Source organism: Metabacillus sp. 22489 (assembly GCF_052044855.1).
GTDB lineage: Bacteria > Bacillota > Bacilli > Bacillales > Bacillaceae > Metabacillus > Metabacillus niabensis.
In genome coordinates, this window is sequence record NZ_JBQENT010000027.1 from 1 (window position 1) to 15,068 (window position 15,068).

At 32.2% G+C, this 15,068-nt stretch carries 21 protein-coding genes; 16 read left to right on the top strand and 5 right to left on the bottom strand.

Features of this window, described 5'->3' with window-relative positions:
- Positions 1 to 273 precede the first annotated feature (273 nt).
- From ACTJJ9_RS15625 to ACTJJ9_RS15650, 6 genes are all read left to right on the top strand, one after another.
- Positions 274 to 468, top strand: a complete 195-nt coding sequence (locus ACTJJ9_RS15625) for a YqgQ family protein (protein WP_095299810.1) — start codon at positions 274 to 276, stop codon at positions 466 to 468.
- A 111-nt stretch (positions 469 to 579) separates the two neighbouring features.
- A complete protein-coding gene (locus tag ACTJJ9_RS15630) occupies positions 580 to 1,548 on the top strand; it encodes an ROK family glucokinase (RefSeq protein WP_095299811.1) in 969 nt (322 codons plus the stop codon).
- 308 nt (positions 1,549 to 1,856) lie between these two features.
- Entirely contained in the window at positions 1,857 to 3,761 is a 1,905-nt protein-coding gene (locus ACTJJ9_RS15635) for an LTA synthase family protein (protein ID WP_145581493.1), read from the top strand.
- Between the two features lie 432 nt (positions 3,762 to 4,193).
- A complete protein-coding gene (locus tag ACTJJ9_RS15640; protein WP_145581494.1) occupies positions 4,194 to 5,321 on the top strand; it encodes a M14 family metallopeptidase in 1,128 nt (375 codons plus the stop codon).
- Positions 5,322 to 5,586: 265 nt separating this feature from the next.
- Positions 5,587 to 6,702, top strand: a complete 1,116-nt coding sequence (locus tag ACTJJ9_RS15645; protein WP_440768719.1) for a hypothetical protein — start codon at positions 5,587 to 5,589, stop codon at positions 6,700 to 6,702.
- 24 nt (positions 6,703 to 6,726) lie between these two features.
- Positions 6,727 to 7,035 (top strand): MTH1187 family thiamine-binding protein, encoded by a 309-nt coding sequence (locus ACTJJ9_RS15650; protein WP_095299815.1) that lies wholly within the window; start codon positions 6,727 to 6,729, stop codon positions 7,033 to 7,035.
- 141 nt (positions 7,036 to 7,176) lie between these two features.
- Here ACTJJ9_RS15650 and ACTJJ9_RS15655 read toward each other — a convergent pair whose 3' ends face one another.
- Positions 7,177 to 7,350 (bottom strand): DUF2759 domain-containing protein, encoded by a 174-nt coding sequence (locus ACTJJ9_RS15655; protein ID WP_095299816.1) that lies wholly within the window; start codon positions 7,348 to 7,350, stop codon positions 7,177 to 7,179.
- Between the two features lie 249 nt (positions 7,351 to 7,599).
- On the opposite strand from ACTJJ9_RS15655, the gene ACTJJ9_RS15660 reads away from it, so the two are divergent.
- The gene (locus tag ACTJJ9_RS15660; RefSeq protein WP_145581496.1) at positions 7,600 to 8,232 is read left to right on the top strand and encodes an MBL fold metallo-hydrolase; all 633 of its coding nucleotides are present in this window, start codon (positions 7,600 to 7,602) and stop codon (positions 8,230 to 8,232) included.
- Positions 8,233 to 8,370: 138 nt separating this feature from the next.
- On the opposite strand, the gene ACTJJ9_RS15665 is transcribed toward ACTJJ9_RS15660, so the two are convergent.
- Positions 8,371 to 8,619, bottom strand: coding sequence for a DUF2626 domain-containing protein (locus ACTJJ9_RS15665; RefSeq protein WP_095299925.1), 249 nt, complete (start codon positions 8,617 to 8,619; stop codon positions 8,371 to 8,373).
- 398 nt (positions 8,620 to 9,017) lie between these two features.
- On the opposite strand from ACTJJ9_RS15665, the gene comGA reads away from it, so the two are divergent.
- Genes comGA through ACTJJ9_RS15710 form a run of 9 tightly spaced genes read left to right on the top strand, consistent with a single transcriptional unit; the run spans position 9,018 to position 13,768 of the window.
- Entirely contained in the window at positions 9,018 to 10,085 is a 1,068-nt protein-coding gene (comGA, locus tag ACTJJ9_RS15670) for a competence type IV pilus ATPase ComGA (RefSeq protein ID WP_145581497.1), read from the top strand.
- Complete coding sequence (gene comGB / locus ACTJJ9_RS15675; protein ID WP_170944309.1) at positions 10,075 to 11,109, top strand: competence type IV pilus assembly protein ComGB; 1,035 nt, start codon at positions 10,075 to 10,077, stop codon at positions 11,107 to 11,109. The genes comGA and comGB overlap by 11 nt, the downstream gene beginning before the upstream one ends.
- 10 nt (positions 11,110 to 11,119) lie before the next feature.
- Positions 11,120 to 11,434, top strand: a complete 315-nt coding sequence (comGC, locus tag ACTJJ9_RS15680; RefSeq protein WP_095299820.1) for a competence type IV pilus major pilin ComGC — start codon at positions 11,120 to 11,122, stop codon at positions 11,432 to 11,434.
- Entirely contained in the window at positions 11,418 to 11,864 is a 447-nt protein-coding gene (gene comGD, locus ACTJJ9_RS15685) for a competence type IV pilus minor pilin ComGD (RefSeq protein ID WP_186324173.1), read from the top strand. The genes comGC and comGD overlap by 17 nt, the downstream gene beginning before the upstream one ends.
- Positions 11,851 to 12,183: a competence type IV pilus minor pilin ComGE gene (gene comGE / locus ACTJJ9_RS15690; RefSeq protein WP_145581499.1), complete on the top strand. Its 333-nt coding sequence runs from the start codon at positions 11,851 to 11,853 to the stop codon at positions 12,181 to 12,183. Before comGD ends, comGE begins: the two co-directional genes overlap by 14 nt.
- On the top strand, positions 12,137 to 12,604 hold the full coding sequence (comGF, locus tag ACTJJ9_RS15695; protein ID WP_255451845.1) for a competence type IV pilus minor pilin ComGF: 468 nt from the start codon (positions 12,137 to 12,139) through the stop codon (positions 12,602 to 12,604). Before comGE ends, comGF begins: the two co-directional genes overlap by 47 nt.
- Positions 12,601 to 12,981 carry a competence type IV pilus minor pilin ComGG gene (comGG, locus tag ACTJJ9_RS15700; RefSeq protein WP_440768711.1) on the top strand — a complete coding sequence of 127 codons (381 nt, stop codon included), beginning with the start codon at positions 12,601 to 12,603 and terminating at the stop codon, positions 12,979 to 12,981. Before comGF ends, comGG begins: the two co-directional genes overlap by 4 nt.
- 41 nt (positions 12,982 to 13,022) lie before the next feature.
- On the top strand, positions 13,023 to 13,538 hold the full coding sequence (locus ACTJJ9_RS15705) for a shikimate kinase (RefSeq protein ID WP_145581501.1): 516 nt from the start codon (positions 13,023 to 13,025) through the stop codon (positions 13,536 to 13,538).
- Between the two features lie 32 nt (positions 13,539 to 13,570).
- Positions 13,571 to 13,768, top strand: a complete 198-nt coding sequence (locus ACTJJ9_RS15710) for a YqzE family protein (protein WP_145581502.1) — start codon at positions 13,571 to 13,573, stop codon at positions 13,766 to 13,768.
- Positions 13,769 to 13,847: 79 nt separating this feature from the next.
- Here ACTJJ9_RS15710 and ACTJJ9_RS15715 read toward each other — a convergent pair whose 3' ends face one another.
- The 3 genes from ACTJJ9_RS15715 to ACTJJ9_RS15725 all read right to left on the bottom strand — a co-directional run bounded on the left by ACTJJ9_RS15715 (position 13,848) and on the right by ACTJJ9_RS15725 (position 14,890).
- Positions 13,848 to 14,162, bottom strand: coding sequence for a DUF3889 domain-containing protein (locus ACTJJ9_RS15715; protein WP_170944311.1), 315 nt, complete (start codon positions 14,160 to 14,162; stop codon positions 13,848 to 13,850).
- 215 nt (positions 14,163 to 14,377) lie between these two features.
- On the bottom strand, positions 14,378 to 14,515 hold the full coding sequence (locus ACTJJ9_RS15720; RefSeq protein WP_095299828.1) for an anti-repressor SinI family protein: 138 nt from the start codon (positions 14,513 to 14,515) through the stop codon (positions 14,378 to 14,380).
- Between the two features lie 33 nt (positions 14,516 to 14,548).
- Positions 14,549 to 14,890, bottom strand: a complete 342-nt coding sequence (locus ACTJJ9_RS15725) for a helix-turn-helix domain-containing protein (protein WP_095299829.1) — start codon at positions 14,888 to 14,890, stop codon at positions 14,549 to 14,551.
- Positions 14,891 to 15,068 lie beyond the last annotated feature (178 nt).

Sequence of the window (15,068 nt, forward strand, 5' to 3'; positions counted from 1 at the left end):
AAAATATGAATAATAGGCAATTTACACTTATTTTTAAGATAGATTCTAAGAAGAAAATCAAAAATTAAAAAGGCATTTGGGAAAGAAAGCTTTCCCAAATGCCTTTTGTCTTCAATCTGTAGAATTGTCATTTAGATGACAATTCTTTTTTTTATGAAGTTTTCATTTTATTGTTAACGATTCCTTGACGAGTATTTCAATTCCTTTATACTTTAAATTAGGCATTTCTAATTAACGATTATTAGTGAAAGTTAATGTTTAGTAGGTGATCAATTGAAAACGATTTATGATGTACAACAGCTATTGAAGAAGTTTGGAATTATTATTTATGTAGGGGATCGAATAGCTGATTTAGAGTTGATGGAAGAAGAAGTTAGACAATTATATCAGTCAAACTTAATAGAACCAAATGACTATCAAATGGCGATTTTACTCTTAAGAAGCGAAGTGCAAAGATTAAAAGGGTAAGTGAAATCGGATACTAGCTAGTCAGCAAAAAAAGAAAAAGGTTTATTATTTCCTTTGATTGAAAACGGTTTCGGGTAGATGAATATATAAATAGAGGAAAAGGTGAATAGAATGAATGAACAATGGTTAGTCGGTGTTGATTTAGGTGGAACTACAATTAAAATGGCGTTTATTAATTATTATGGTGAAATTGTAGAAAAATGGGAGATACCTACTGATAAAACTGGAAAGGAAATTACGACAGATATTGCTAAATCAATTGATACTAAATTAACAGAGTTAGGTTTTACAAAAGAGAAGCTGGCTGGAATTGGTATGGGGGCGCCAGGACCTGTTAATCTTGAAAGTGGCCTTATTTACGAAACTGTTAATCTAGGTTGGAAAAACTACCCACTACGAGACCATCTCGAATTAGAAACGGGTTTACAAGCTATAATTGATAATGATGCAAATATCGCTGCACTTGGTGAAATGTGGAAAGGTGCTGGAGATGGTGCGAAAGACCTGATATGCGTGACGCTTGGAACAGGTGTTGGGGGAGGACTTATTTCAAATGGAGAGGTCATCCATGGTGTTAATGGAGCTGGTGGAGAAATCGGGCATATTACTGTTGTTCCAGATGGTGGAGCACCATGTAATTGTGGAAAGACAGGATGTATCGAAACCATCGCATCTGCAACGGGAATTGTTAGGGTGGCAAAAGAGAAGCTATCAACAAGTGAAAAACAAAGTATTCTAAGGGAGATCCTTGAAGCAAGTGGTAATTTAACCTCGAAGGATGTCTTTGATGCACTAGAGAAAAAGGATGCTATAGCGGAAGAAATTATTGACTATGTAACGTTTCATTTAGGTTTAATGTTAGCTAATGTTGCAAATGGCTTAAATCCTGAAAAAATTGTTATCGGTGGTGGAGTTTCAAAAGCTGGTGATAAGCTTATAAAAAAAGTTGAACATTATTTTAAACGTTTCGCTTTTCCTCGTGTTGGTGATGCAGCAACAATTACTGTTGCCACATTAGGTAATGATGCGGGAGTAATTGGAGGAGCATGGCTAGTAAAAACGAAATTATTAAATAAATAGGTAATAAACAAAATAAGAAATGAGTTCAACCTTGTTGTTCTCATTTCTTATTTTTGTATATTCTGAATATTAAAACTTTTATAAAAACGAAACTTTTTTTCAACTCATACGTCTAATAATTAGGTTATTGGAATAAAGTATAGATTATAATTCTATCATGTGTTTGTTATGACAATATTAAAAAGGATTGATTTTTTGTAAAAGAAGTATTAAGATATGTTTTAGTTGTTTTATTGTATACCTAATATATGGAAAACATGAGAGATAAAACGAAAGCGCTATTGTCCTGTGGGATGAGGAGGTTATTTATGCGTAAGAAATCTTTTTCGAAAATTTCATTTTTATTAATAGCAACGCTTTTTATGTGGATTAAAACATATATTGTCTATAAAACTAGCTTTGATATTAAAATTGAAAACTTTAAACAAGAGTTTATTCTATTCATTAACCCTTTAAGTTTTTTACTTTTCATATTCGGAATTGGATTGTTTATGAAAGAAAAGAATCGGAATCGATATATTTTTGGTGCTAGTATTTTTGTGACAATACTTTTACTCGCAAATATGGTATTTTATCGATTCTACAATGATTTCTTAACAATTCCGGTCTTATTTCAGACAAGTAATATGGGGGATTTAGGAAGTAGTATTAGTAGTTTATTTTTACCTACAGACTTGTTAATGCTCGTCGATTTAGTAATATTATTTTGGTTATTGAAAAAACCAACCTTTAAATCAGATTCTCAATTAACTAAAAAAGAAAAATCAGCATATTTTTTATTAGTAGCGGCAATATTTTTCTTTAACTTAGGTTTAGCAGAAACTGAAAGACCTCAATTACTAACACGTACATTTGACAGAGAAATTCTTGTTAAGAATATTAGTGTTTATAATTTCCATATTTATGACGCATTTTTACAATCGAAAACTACGGCACAAAGAGCGCTAGCAGATAGTGATAATTTGACTGAAATTGAAAACTATGTAAATGCAAACCGTAAGGAGCCTTCTGAAGATTTATTTGGAGTAGCAAAAGGTCGAAATGTGATTTTAATTTCATTAGAATCACTACAAAGTTTTGTCATTAATGAGAAAGTAAATGGCCAGGAAATTACTCCATTCCTAAATGATTTGATTGGAGAAAGCTACTATTTTGATAATTTCTACCATCAAACTGGGCAAGGGAAAACATCAGATTCAGAGTTTATTGTCGATAACTCATTGTATCCATTAGGACGTGGTGCAGTATACTTTACAAACAGTAGTAACGAATATACTGCTACGCCTGAGTTATTAAAGGATCATGGATATTATTCAACAATTTTTCATGCTAATAATAAGAGCTTCTGGAATCGTGACATAATGTATGAAACTTTAGGTTATGAACGTTTCTTTGATGTTAATGATTATGAAGTGACAGCGGACAATTCGATTGGTTGGGGATTAAAAGATATCGACTTTTTTGAGCAAACTGTTCAACATATAGATAATCTTCCACAGCCGTTCTACACAAGACTTATTACATTAACAAACCATTTCCCATTTGATCTTGGGGAAGAGGATAAAATGATTGATGAATTTGACTCAAATAGTAAAACACTAAATCAATATATCCCGACAGTGCGATATATGGATGAGGGTGTTAAGCATTTCTTTGAGAAATTAAAGCAAACCGATGTATATGAAAATTCAATCATCATTCTATATGGTGACCATTATGGTATCTCTGAGAACCATAATAAAGCAATGGAGCAATTTACAGGAAAAGAAATTACTCCATTTGAAACAATCCAATTACAGCGTGTTCCGTTTATTGTTCATATACCTGGAGTTACTGATAAAGAACCAAAGACAATATCAAAAGTAACTGGACAAATTGATATTCGTCCTACAATTATGAGCTTACTTGGTATTGATACTTCTGATCAGATTCAATTTGGTTCAGATGCCTTCTCTGACGAAAAACTATCATTTGCAGCATTAAGAGATGGAAGCTTTATAACTGAAAATAATGTTTATACTCGTGGCGTATGTTATGACAAAGCAACAGGTGAGGAAGTCGAGGAAGCGGTTTGTGAGCCTTATATGGAAAAGGCTAAACAGGAATTAAGCTATTCGGATGAAATCATCTATGGTGATTTATTACGCTTTTACGGTAAACAGGGAGAATCCACTGAAGTAAAAAGTAATACGAAAACAAATGATAATAAATAATAATTAAGAAAGCTGACTTTATGCTAGTTCCTTTATGGAATAAACTGGCGAGGTCAGCTTTTTTATGTTGGTGCTGCTAATCTTGGTTTTTTATTTCCCTCTTGCAGTCTTTGCTTTTAGCAATTGGGTATGGAGGCTCCTGTAGCATTAAGTGCAGAGTGTCTCTCTTCGACACGCATCTTATGCATTCTCTCACTTAACAAAGTGTTAAGAAGCAACAGTAAGCTTTAACATAGCCTTTGATTGAAAAAAGCGATGTTCTACAACGTGATTTAAGGATGTTTTAGATCTGTTGTATATTAACTTAAAAATTGAATATATATGAAAAGTCAAAGCTAATATGAAATTGAATAGTATAGATCAATATTATTAAATTGACCTATAATATTTAGCATTTTTATAACAATACATAACGATGGAGGTTGGTACGTAATGCTCTTTTACATTAAAAGGAAAATATCATTAAATGATTTATCGATACTGCTCCAATTAGATAAACGTTTAATTTTGGATAGTAATAAAAAACTGAAAAACTTACAATCTGGACTTATTAACGAAGATACGTATTTGTTAATACCTTATAAGGAGTCAGTGTTGGACATAAGTAGTGAATATGTAGAACTTATGAACAATGACATAAAAATAATGCATGAAACGCAGGGAAATGGTACAATTCTTAATACTAAAAAACCTTATGATTCATTAGAATTATATTCTGAACTGAATCAATTAGTTACTTTATATCCATTTTTACAAAAGGAAATAATAGGCTATAGTGTTTTAGGAAAACCAATAGTAGAATTAAAAATTGGAAATGGTCCTAAAAAGATTCATATGAACGGATCCTTTCATGCAAATGAGTGGATTACAACAAGTATTATGATGTATTGGTTAAAGAACTTTTTGGCATCTTTAGTTAATAATCAGCTTTTAGATGGCAATTGCTGCAGTTCTTTATATAAAGAGGTAACTCTCTCATTTGTGCCAATGGTTAATCCAGATGGTGTTGATCTTGTTCGGAATGGCTTACCAAATAACTCAAAGTACAATAAGTTAATTCTTGAAATAAATGGCTATAGCCTTGATTTTTCACAATGGAAGGCAAACATTAGAGGCGTTGATTTGAATAATCAATACCCCGCTAATTGGGAGATCGAAAAAGAGAGAAAAATACCTAAAGGTCCTGCCCCACGTGATTATCCAGGAGATGCCCCGTTAACAGAACCGGAAGCAATTGCATTAGCAGATATAGTTCAGAAACGGCAATTTGACCGTGTCCTTGCTTTTCATACACAGGGAGAAGAAATTTATTGGGGTTACTTAGGGAAAGAGCCCAATGAAGCTGGCCAAATTGTTGCGGAATTTGAAAGATTAAGCGGATATAAAGCTATAAGAAATATTGATAGTCACGCTGGTTTTCGAGACTGGTTCGTCAATGAATATGAAAAGTCGGGATTTACTATTGAATTAGGACTAGGTGTAAATCCATTGCCTTTTGAACAGTTTGATGAAATGTATACAAAAAGCAAAGGAATATTTTTGGCTGCATTATTTATGTAAATTTCATAAGTTTATGAAACAAAATCTCATGTAATACGTATTAATAAGTAGAAGAAGATTTACTATAAGATAGGCTGTTTTCGCAATAAATTTGGTAAAAACAGAGAGTGGTTGATTTCCGCGGGACTGCATAGCTAACTCGGCGCTCTTTGCCTATGTGTATGCTTCACTAGTTCCGCATAATCAACCTATTTATTTTTCCTGTAAAACAGCAATCTTTTAGAAAAATTAATAACGACAAATAGAGAGGTGAAAATGAGAGTTGATGAGATTAATTAAGTTGGTTTTTCTCCTTATGTTCACGTTACTTCTTTGTGCAGGCTGTGTATCATCTCATCAACAAGAGAAAAATAAGGATCTTCCACCTACGGAGGATGTACAAAAGTCGAGAGAGGAATCTAATCAGCAAAGTAAACATGATGAAGTTATTTCTACTGAAATAGATGAAAGTGTATTCCATTCAGTAGCTGATTGGAAAGATGAGGAATCAATCTTTTACATTACTAATACAGCAAATGGGTCAACGATCCATTCCTATAATATATATACTGGAGATTCTTCTATATTTTTCCGTTCTGAAGCACCGATAGTACAGTTTGAAGCAAATAGCAACCATTCCTTGTTTTTAGTACATACAAGTCCTACAACATATGAAGCTAATTTAATCATATTAGATGAAAAAGGTGAAATACAATATAATACAAAAATTCAGTCATTTGAATTAGAATTTACTTGGAATCAGCTTAATCATGAAGAATTATTTGTGTCTAGTTTTAATGAGGATTGGACATATAATACATATATTATAAATACTACGGAAAAGTCTATAACAGATAATCCAGTTAAGATTCCTTTTATGCAATGGGTTGGGGATACTAAAATTTCCTATTTGAAGTGGAATCAGGATGTACCAACTTTAACTGCACCAATGTATATCTATGATCGAAAAATGAAAGAAGAGTCACTTTTTGCAAATAATGTGTTAACAAATACTAATTATTCAAATGTTATGACTACGGTTGAAGTTTTCGATGATAAAGGAAATGCATCTATAAAGTTTTATGAATTAAGTACAATGAAGCTAATAAATGAGTTGCCAACAAGAGTGGTGTCACTTTATTCAGATTGGTCAATTCCATACCAGGATTATAATGAAGATAAACAAGTTTTTTACTTATTAGAAGTAAATGAGGAAAATACTTCTTATTCTTTAATATCGTATAATATTGAAACAAAAGAAAAGAAAGTATTAATTGAAGGCCTTGAAAATTATCAATTTAAATTATCTCCTAACGGGGATTATGCATTATACGGCCCAAGATTTGAGTATATGATTGATTTAAAAAACAAAAAACTAGTGGATTTAATAACATTCAAATAGTGAATAAGAAAGGAAAAGATGATCATGGCTATAGTAGATGTAACAGTAATTCCTATTGGAACTAACGATCCTAGTGTAAGTAAATATGTGGCTAATATTCAGACGATCTTAAAAAAGTATGAGCTTGAGGAGAAGATTACGTATCAATTAACACCTATGAATACTATTATTGAAGGAGAATTATCAACTCTATTTGAAGTTATTAAGGCTATTCATGAAGCACCTTTCAGCATGGGCATTAATCGAGTAGCTACTAATATTCGTATTGATGATCGCCGCGATAAAAATACAACAATGCAAGGAAAATTGGAAAGTGTTCAAAAGCACTTATAATAATTAAAGAGAGGCTGACTCATTGGGGATTTATATCCCTTGATTGAGACAGCCTCTTTTAAAGCTACAATTGTTTATCACAGATGTACCTTCTTCTAAATGATAGCGTTTTAATTCAAAAGCATAAAAGTTATGTATGCATTAGTGTGTAGTAGGGAATCCGTTGTTTAATACAGTCATAACTGCAAACCATCCGAACACAGCCAAAGCACCGAACGCAAAAATCATCCCAAGAAAGTTTTTTTCTTTTAATGAACGAATCAATCCAAAAATAGCAAGAATGGTAACAAGTCCGAAAATAATTACTAAACCCATTAAAAAGCCCCCTTACGCTATATAAATTATATTCATTGTACCATGTAAAAAAAGGAGAAGATACAAACAATTCCTTATAATATTTTAATCGGTTTCATTAGCTTTGTCGAGTTAATTTTGGATTCATTTGCCATAGTTTACTAATAGAATACCCAAAGGAACGACAAATCAAACTGCTAAATGTAAAGCTTGAACCCTGAAAAAATAAGTGTAAAATAAGAGTAATTCATCAAATAGGAGTTGTTTAAAATGAATTGGAGACAAATACCACTAGGCCCACTTCAAACAAATTGTTATTTATATACCAATGGCAATAAGGAATGTTTAATAATTGATCCAGGTGGTGAAGCACAAAAACTGACGAGTATTATACAACAACAACATTTAAAACCTCTAGCAATTTTGTTAACACATGCTCATTTTGATCATATAGGAGCTGTAGACGATATCCGAAATGAATGGAAAATTCCGGTTTATGTACATAAAAATGAAAAGGATTGGCTAACGAATCCATCATTAAATGGGTCAGAATATTTTATGGCTGGGAAAATTAAGGCATCTGAGCCAGATCATCTTATTAAAGATGAAGGAATGATAGAAATAGGGAATTTTAAGCTGAGAGTTTTTGAAACACCAGGTCATTCACCAGGAAGTGTTTCATATTATGATATTCAGTCCGGAATTGTCTTTTCTGGAGATGCATTGTTTGCAGGAAGTATTGGGAGAACTGACTTGCCTGGAGGTAATCATGAAACATTACTCAAAAGCATTCATGAAAAGTTATTAACACTACCAGAAGAAACACTTGTATTATCAGGTCACGGACCGGATACAACGATAGAATTAGAAATGGAAGGAAATCCATTTTTGAATGGATTTTAAAATTAGTTATAAGAACTAAGTGAGTTTCCTAAGTAGAGGAGTATGTCAAAGTGAGTAAGTACAGCTTTGAATAGCGAGGTCTAACAAAAAAGAAACAGGCAGTAAAAAGCTGCCTGTTTCTTTTTTTATTCATAAAATTTAATGACCAGCACCTTGTCCTGGAATCATCATAAATGTTGTCCAATACGTAAATCCGACAAAGAAAATAGTTAAATATGCACCAAAGATATAAATGTACATACGTTCAGTTAATTTTAAGTAAGATAAAAAGACGAAAAACCCTGTTTGCCCGAAAAATAGTAAGGAAGTAGTCTTCATGTCTCCAAGATAAAACATGACTGCGAAGATTCCTGTCCAAAAACCTAATACTCGGAACATACGATCCATATGTATTCCTCCCTTTGTTGGTTTTGCCACAAACTGCCATGTTGTTTTAATACATGAGTCATTCTTATGTGATGTAATAACAACGTTTATAATAGCTTTAGACAAATCATCCTCATGTATAAGAAACTGCCACTTTCATTATTATAATGTACCTTTCCCATAATTGTAAATAGCGTTTACATTTCCTTCTCCAAATTAAAAATGATGTGTACTATGGAAAAAGATAATAAATTAGATTTTATATCCTGAATTTTTGAACAATTGACCATATCATTCTATAAAAGACCATTAGAAAACAAAATTGTTTTGATGAATAATACTTTTTTTGTAAGATGCTCTTCCTTTTATTATTTTGTACAATTACCTTGTAAATATACAAATAGAAGGGAGATGACGATATGCAAGCAATTGAACAATTAAGTGAACGATTAATTGAGGAGGCATGTGCGTTACATGCGTCAGATATTCATTTAATTCCAAAGGCACAAGAAACACAAATACATTTTCGGGTTGATGATGAACTAATCGAAAAGCATTCGATGAAAAAAGAAATATGTGACAGAATTATCTCTCATCTGAAATTTTTAGCATCGATGGATATAGGTGAACGAAGAAGACCTCAAAGTGGTGCGCTTTCTCTAGAGACGCCAAACATAAATGTCCACCTACGCTTATCAACGTTGCCTACTATTTATGAAGAAAGCTTAGTAATCCGAATTTTACCACAAGGAAAAATTCCAGCGATTGGGGAATTAGCGCTATTTCAAACAACGACGAAAAAGTTATTATCGATATTAAACCACTCACACGGACTGATGATTTTTACTGGACCAACTGGTTCAGGGAAAACGACTACTCTTTATTCACTTATGCACTATGCAAAACGACATTTCAATCGAAATATTATCACGCTCGAAGATCCTGTTGAAACAAGAAGTGATGAGGTATTGCAAGTTCAAGTAAATGAAAAGGCAGGAATTACCTACGCTACAGGTTTAAAAGCTATTTTAAGACATGACCCAGATATTATTATGGTTGGTGAAATCCGCGATAGGGAAACGGCACAAATCGCGATAAGGGCAAGCTTAACAGGACATTTAGTACTTTCTACAATGCATACGAGAGATGCAAAAGGGGCGATATATAGATTGCTTGAATTTGATGTTAGTTTATCGGAGATTGAGCAGACTTTAATTGCTGTTACTGCCCAACGACTCGTTCAAATAAAATGTCCTTTTTGTGAAGGGCCATGTTCCCCATTTTGTCGAAAGCTTCGAAAAAATAGAAGGTTAAGTGTATATGAAATCTTATATGGCAGGAATTTAGCAGCAGTTGTTAAGGAAGCGAAAGGAGAATCAACTGTATACCGATATCCTACATTAAAGGATGTGATTAAAAAAGGGATCGCATTAGGTTATTTATATCCAAACTCATATGATCGTTGGGTATATAACTATGAAGATTAAACATGTATGGAGTATTAAAGAGCAAGCAACACTGCTAAAAAGATTAAGTACTTTATTAGAGAAAGGTTATACACTAAATGAGGCTTTAAATTTTCTATATGTAAATGAAAAAGGAAAGAAAAAAGATGATTTGAATATTTGCTTGTCACAGCTGACTGCAGGCTATTCACTTAGGAAAGCCTTCACTATCCTTCGTTTTCACCGTGATGTACTAAGCTATTTGTATTTCGCTGAAGAGCATGGTGATTTGGAATTTGCATTAAAAGAGGGCAGTGAAATACTTCATAAAAAAATAACCCATTTAGATCAATTATTTAAAATTCTTCGCTATCCAATATTTTTAATTATTACCGTCTTTGTTATTCTTGGATTTGTTCAATCGGTTATAACTCCACAGTTTGAACAACTATATTCCTCTATGAACATCGAGTCTTCATTCTTCTCGCAATTTCTATTACTTATATTTTCGTCACTTCGATGGTTGGCGATTTTTGTTTTTATGTCTTTTATAGTTTTAGTTATATATTATTTTACCTCATATAAGAAAAAATCCAGTGAAGAGAAAATGAACATTATACTGAAAATTCCTATTTTAAAGTCGTTTTTTGTAATGATATTTAGCTACTTTTTTGCATTACAGCTAAGTAATTTATTACGTGGTGGGATGTCAATTTTTGAAAGCCTGAAAACATTTGAAAAACAAAGAATTATGCCTTTTTATCAAGTTGAAGCAAAAATTCTAATTCAAAAATTAAAAGCTGGCACAGGGTTGCATCAAATAATTTATGAGCGTGATTTTTATGAAAAGGAGCTCTCGCAGGTTATTTTACACGGACAGGCTAATGGTCAATTAGCAAGAGAGTTATATATGTATAGTCAATTTGTCATTGAAAGGCTAGAAAGTAAATTGAATAGAATAACCATGGTCATACAGCCGACAATATATGGTTTTGTTGGCATCATAGTATTATTTGTCTACTTATCTATGTTATTGCCGATGTATAAAATGATGGAAAGTATTTGAGGAGGAAAAAATGAAAGATCAAAAGGGTTTTACATTAATTGAAATGTTAGTTGTATTACTAGTTATTACGATATTATTGCTAATTACAATTCCAAACGTTACAAAACATAATAGTAGAATCCAAAAGAAAGGCTGCGAAGGATTAGTTAATATGGTACAAGCACAGGTTACGGCTTATAAAATTGACAATAATAAAACACCTAAGATGGATGATTTGCTTAATGCTGGTTACTTAAAGGGAGAGCAGGCTCCTGTCTGTCCAAATGGAAATAGCATTATTATTGGTGCTGATGGAGAGGTTACTGCTAGTGGAGAAGGTCAGTAACAATCAAGGTTATACTTTGATAGAAGCATTAGTTGTACTTTCAATCGTAAGTATCATGAGTTTTGTTCTAATAGCAAATTTAGTTCCAATCCACCAAGCCAAAATTATAGAAACGTTTTTTGATCAATTTGAAAAGGATATGATGTACGCTCAACAATATGCTCTTCTTAATGAGGAGACGATTTATATATTATTCAGAGGAGATCGTTATCAGTATACGATTGAACAAAGTAAATTAGCGGGGGCATTAATTGTTAGGAATTATCATCAGGGCATAAAAATTGAAGGTGGTACGATGAAAAATCGGGTTACATTTCGAGCAAACGGAGCAATTCAGACGAGTGGCTCTTTGCTCATTACCTATAACAATCGTACGTATAAAGTCACCTTTTATCTTGGAAAGGGGAGATTAAATATTGAAGAATTGTAGTAAAGGATTCTCCTTTTCAGAAACCCTTGCAGCCTTTAGTATATGGACGATTATTACATCTTTATTAATTCCGCAAGTTATCATGATAACAATTGAAAGAGTAAATACGAAACAATCCATTACTGCGTATAAGCTACTTCATGAAAAAGTACAGCATGCAGCATTCCAAAAAGCTGAAATGCATGATGAAGTACTAACAAAGGATAATATTGTTTATAAATTAAAATGGGAGGAGGAAGAAGCTTATAGTAAACCATGTGTTTTTTGGGAGAGTGCAAATAATAAAGAGAAAAAAGCTTGTTTATTATTATCGAAATGAACAAGGATGTACCTTTTTGAACATGTTACTATCCTTCATAGTTTACGCTATTATTATTTCTTCTCTCTCAATGGTTTTTCATTTTCTTATGAGTCATTCACAGCATTCACATGACTTAAAGCCTTTTGAATGGGAGCTTTTTACTGTTCAATTACATCGGGAATTGAAGGATGCAACTGATATTCAAGTTAAGGATGAACAGCTCTCATTTAAGAATAAATTAGGAGAGATTGTAACAGTCCAGCAATATAAAAATTTAATTCGCAGACAAGTAAATGGAAAAGGGCATGAAATCTATCTATTTCGAGTAAAAGATATTGAATTAAATAAAATAGAAGATGGGATAAAAATAAAAGTCTTTAGTAATTTTGGGAAAGATTATGAACATATATTTCGAATATTTAAGGATTTGAAAGTATGAGAAAAGATGAAGGATTTATTTTACCAACAACAATGGTTGTTATTTTCTTTTGCTTACTGATCATTACTCATATTTCAACCGCAGCAATTAGTGAAAAAAAGTTCTATAGTGAAACTGAGCAATACTATATTGTTGATCAGTTAATGCTCATAGCAGTGGAAGATTCATTAAAACAGTTACAAGCAACAGAGGCTGATAATGAGAAGACTATTTATAAAAGTACAAGCATTGGTGAAATAACGTATTCCTTTGTGAAGGTATCACCCGAAATATATGAGGTTCAGTTGAAATGCACTACATTAAAAAATAAAGACTATACGGCAAAATATCAATACGATATCGCGAAAAATGAAATGATTGTATGGTCTGAATATTAAAGATTATGTTATTGTTAAAGAAAACCGTGGAGGAATTTTTGGTGAAGGCAATATATTTAACTGGGTTTATGGGAGCAGGTAAAACGACTATAGGGGAACAGCTTGGAATCGAACTAAGTTTACCTGTCATTGATACAGATAAAGAGATTGAAAAAAAGCAAGGCTTAACGATTAAACAAATTTTCGAACAATATGGAGAAGCGTATTTTCGTGAACTCGAAACTGAAATTTTAAAAACTCTTCCTAGTGAGAATGTCATCATAACTACTGGTGGAGGCATAGTCATTAAGAGAGAAAATCGTGAACTAATGAAAAATAACGGCCAAATAATTTTACTACATGCTGAGATTGACGTGGTATATGAGCGTATTCATGCTGATCCAAATCGCCCGATTGCAAGTAAAAAGTCGAAACAACAGCTTGCTTCATTATATCTATCACGCAAATCATTTTATGAAGATTGCACTATTAAAATTGAAACAGGAAACAAAAGTATAGCTGAGATTGTAAAAGACATGATTTTACGATTAAAAAAGGTAGAAATTGGTCATAACTAAAATCAGAAACTTATAATTAAGGAGTTTTGATTTTGTCTACAAATGATTATGTTAAGTATCTTACTCAACAAATCGTAAAATTTATGGATACTCCAAAGGAAACGAGAAAGCAACAACGAGAGGAGAAAAAGTTAGGCGAGACATCGTCGACCTTCTATACAAATAGGTGGTTTGGCGTTTTACCTTTCTCAATAAAATTGTTTGTAAAAAAACGGAAAAACGATGAGTGAAATAATTAGACATTGGAAAAAGGCAAACCAATTAAAAAGTTTGCCTTTTTCCAATGAAATTTTAATGAGAAAGATGTTTTTATGCCTCTGGGATTACTTGAACTGTTTTAATTTTTCCAGAATTTGAATCATATGTGATCGTAGTATATACGGCAAAGTCTTGCAAGCCTTCTCTTAATGTAAGACGATATTGTTTGACTGTAATATCTTTTTTAGATTTATCCCATATTTTTTGAGAAAACAATACCTGTGATAGCGGATACCTCTTTTTTGTTTCTTTAACAGCAACATCTTCCCAAGATTCAGAGGAAGCAGCAAGACTGTGACTTAATTCAAATCCTTGTGTGAGTGTAAGTCCTAATAAAAAAGAAATACAAAAAACCCACCTTTTCAATATAAACACCACCCTTATTACTTATTTTTTCCAATCTGTTAAGATCTATACTTAGTGGTGTTATATCTTATTAGGAGAACGGATAATAATAATTCATTATTGTGGGAAACAAAAAGTCGAATGGTTAGAGGATGGAAATAGCATATCAGTTAGAAAAAGTGAAATACTTTGGTTAGACCTCTCACTATTCGAGAGGTCCTAAGTCATTTAATTGCTTATTTTGCAGCATGTCCATTTTGAAGAAAAAGGAGAATTTCATCAAATGACAATCCAATTTGTTTTGCCTCTTTTATTAATTCTACCCATTCAATGTCTAAATCTACTAATTGAATATTCTTCTCTGGATTATCCATTTTGACCTTGTCCTCCTGAATAAGTTTGTCCTCTTATTTTTTCTCTTCCTGCCATTTTTTGAATTTTAAATAGTCACGGAACTCTTCGAAATCTTTTTTGCTCATTCCTTCTTCAATAGCTTTGTTTAGTAACCTGCTCCATTCATCATCTAAAATAAATTCCTTCGATTGACTTCCTGACGTTGAGCCTAATAAATCTTCAACATCTATTTCAAGTGTTGAAGCAATCTTCTTTAAAAATTGAAGCGAGGGATTTTTTTGTACATCACGTTCAATGTAGCTTAAGTATGATTTTGAAACTCCTGCTAACTCAGCTAACTCACTTATAGAATATCCCTTCTCAAGTCTCAACTCCTTTAATCGTTCTCCAACCATATACGGTTCTCCTTATATTCTTTTACCAAATTTATACTAACTAAATTCATTATATGAAACAAATTGTTCTTAATAAAATAACATAATTGTATGATATAAAGAGTAAGTAGAAGAGAATAGAAGTAATTTGTTCTTTTTAACGAAAAAATGGTAAATTTTCAGAGTTTTTAAAAATAGG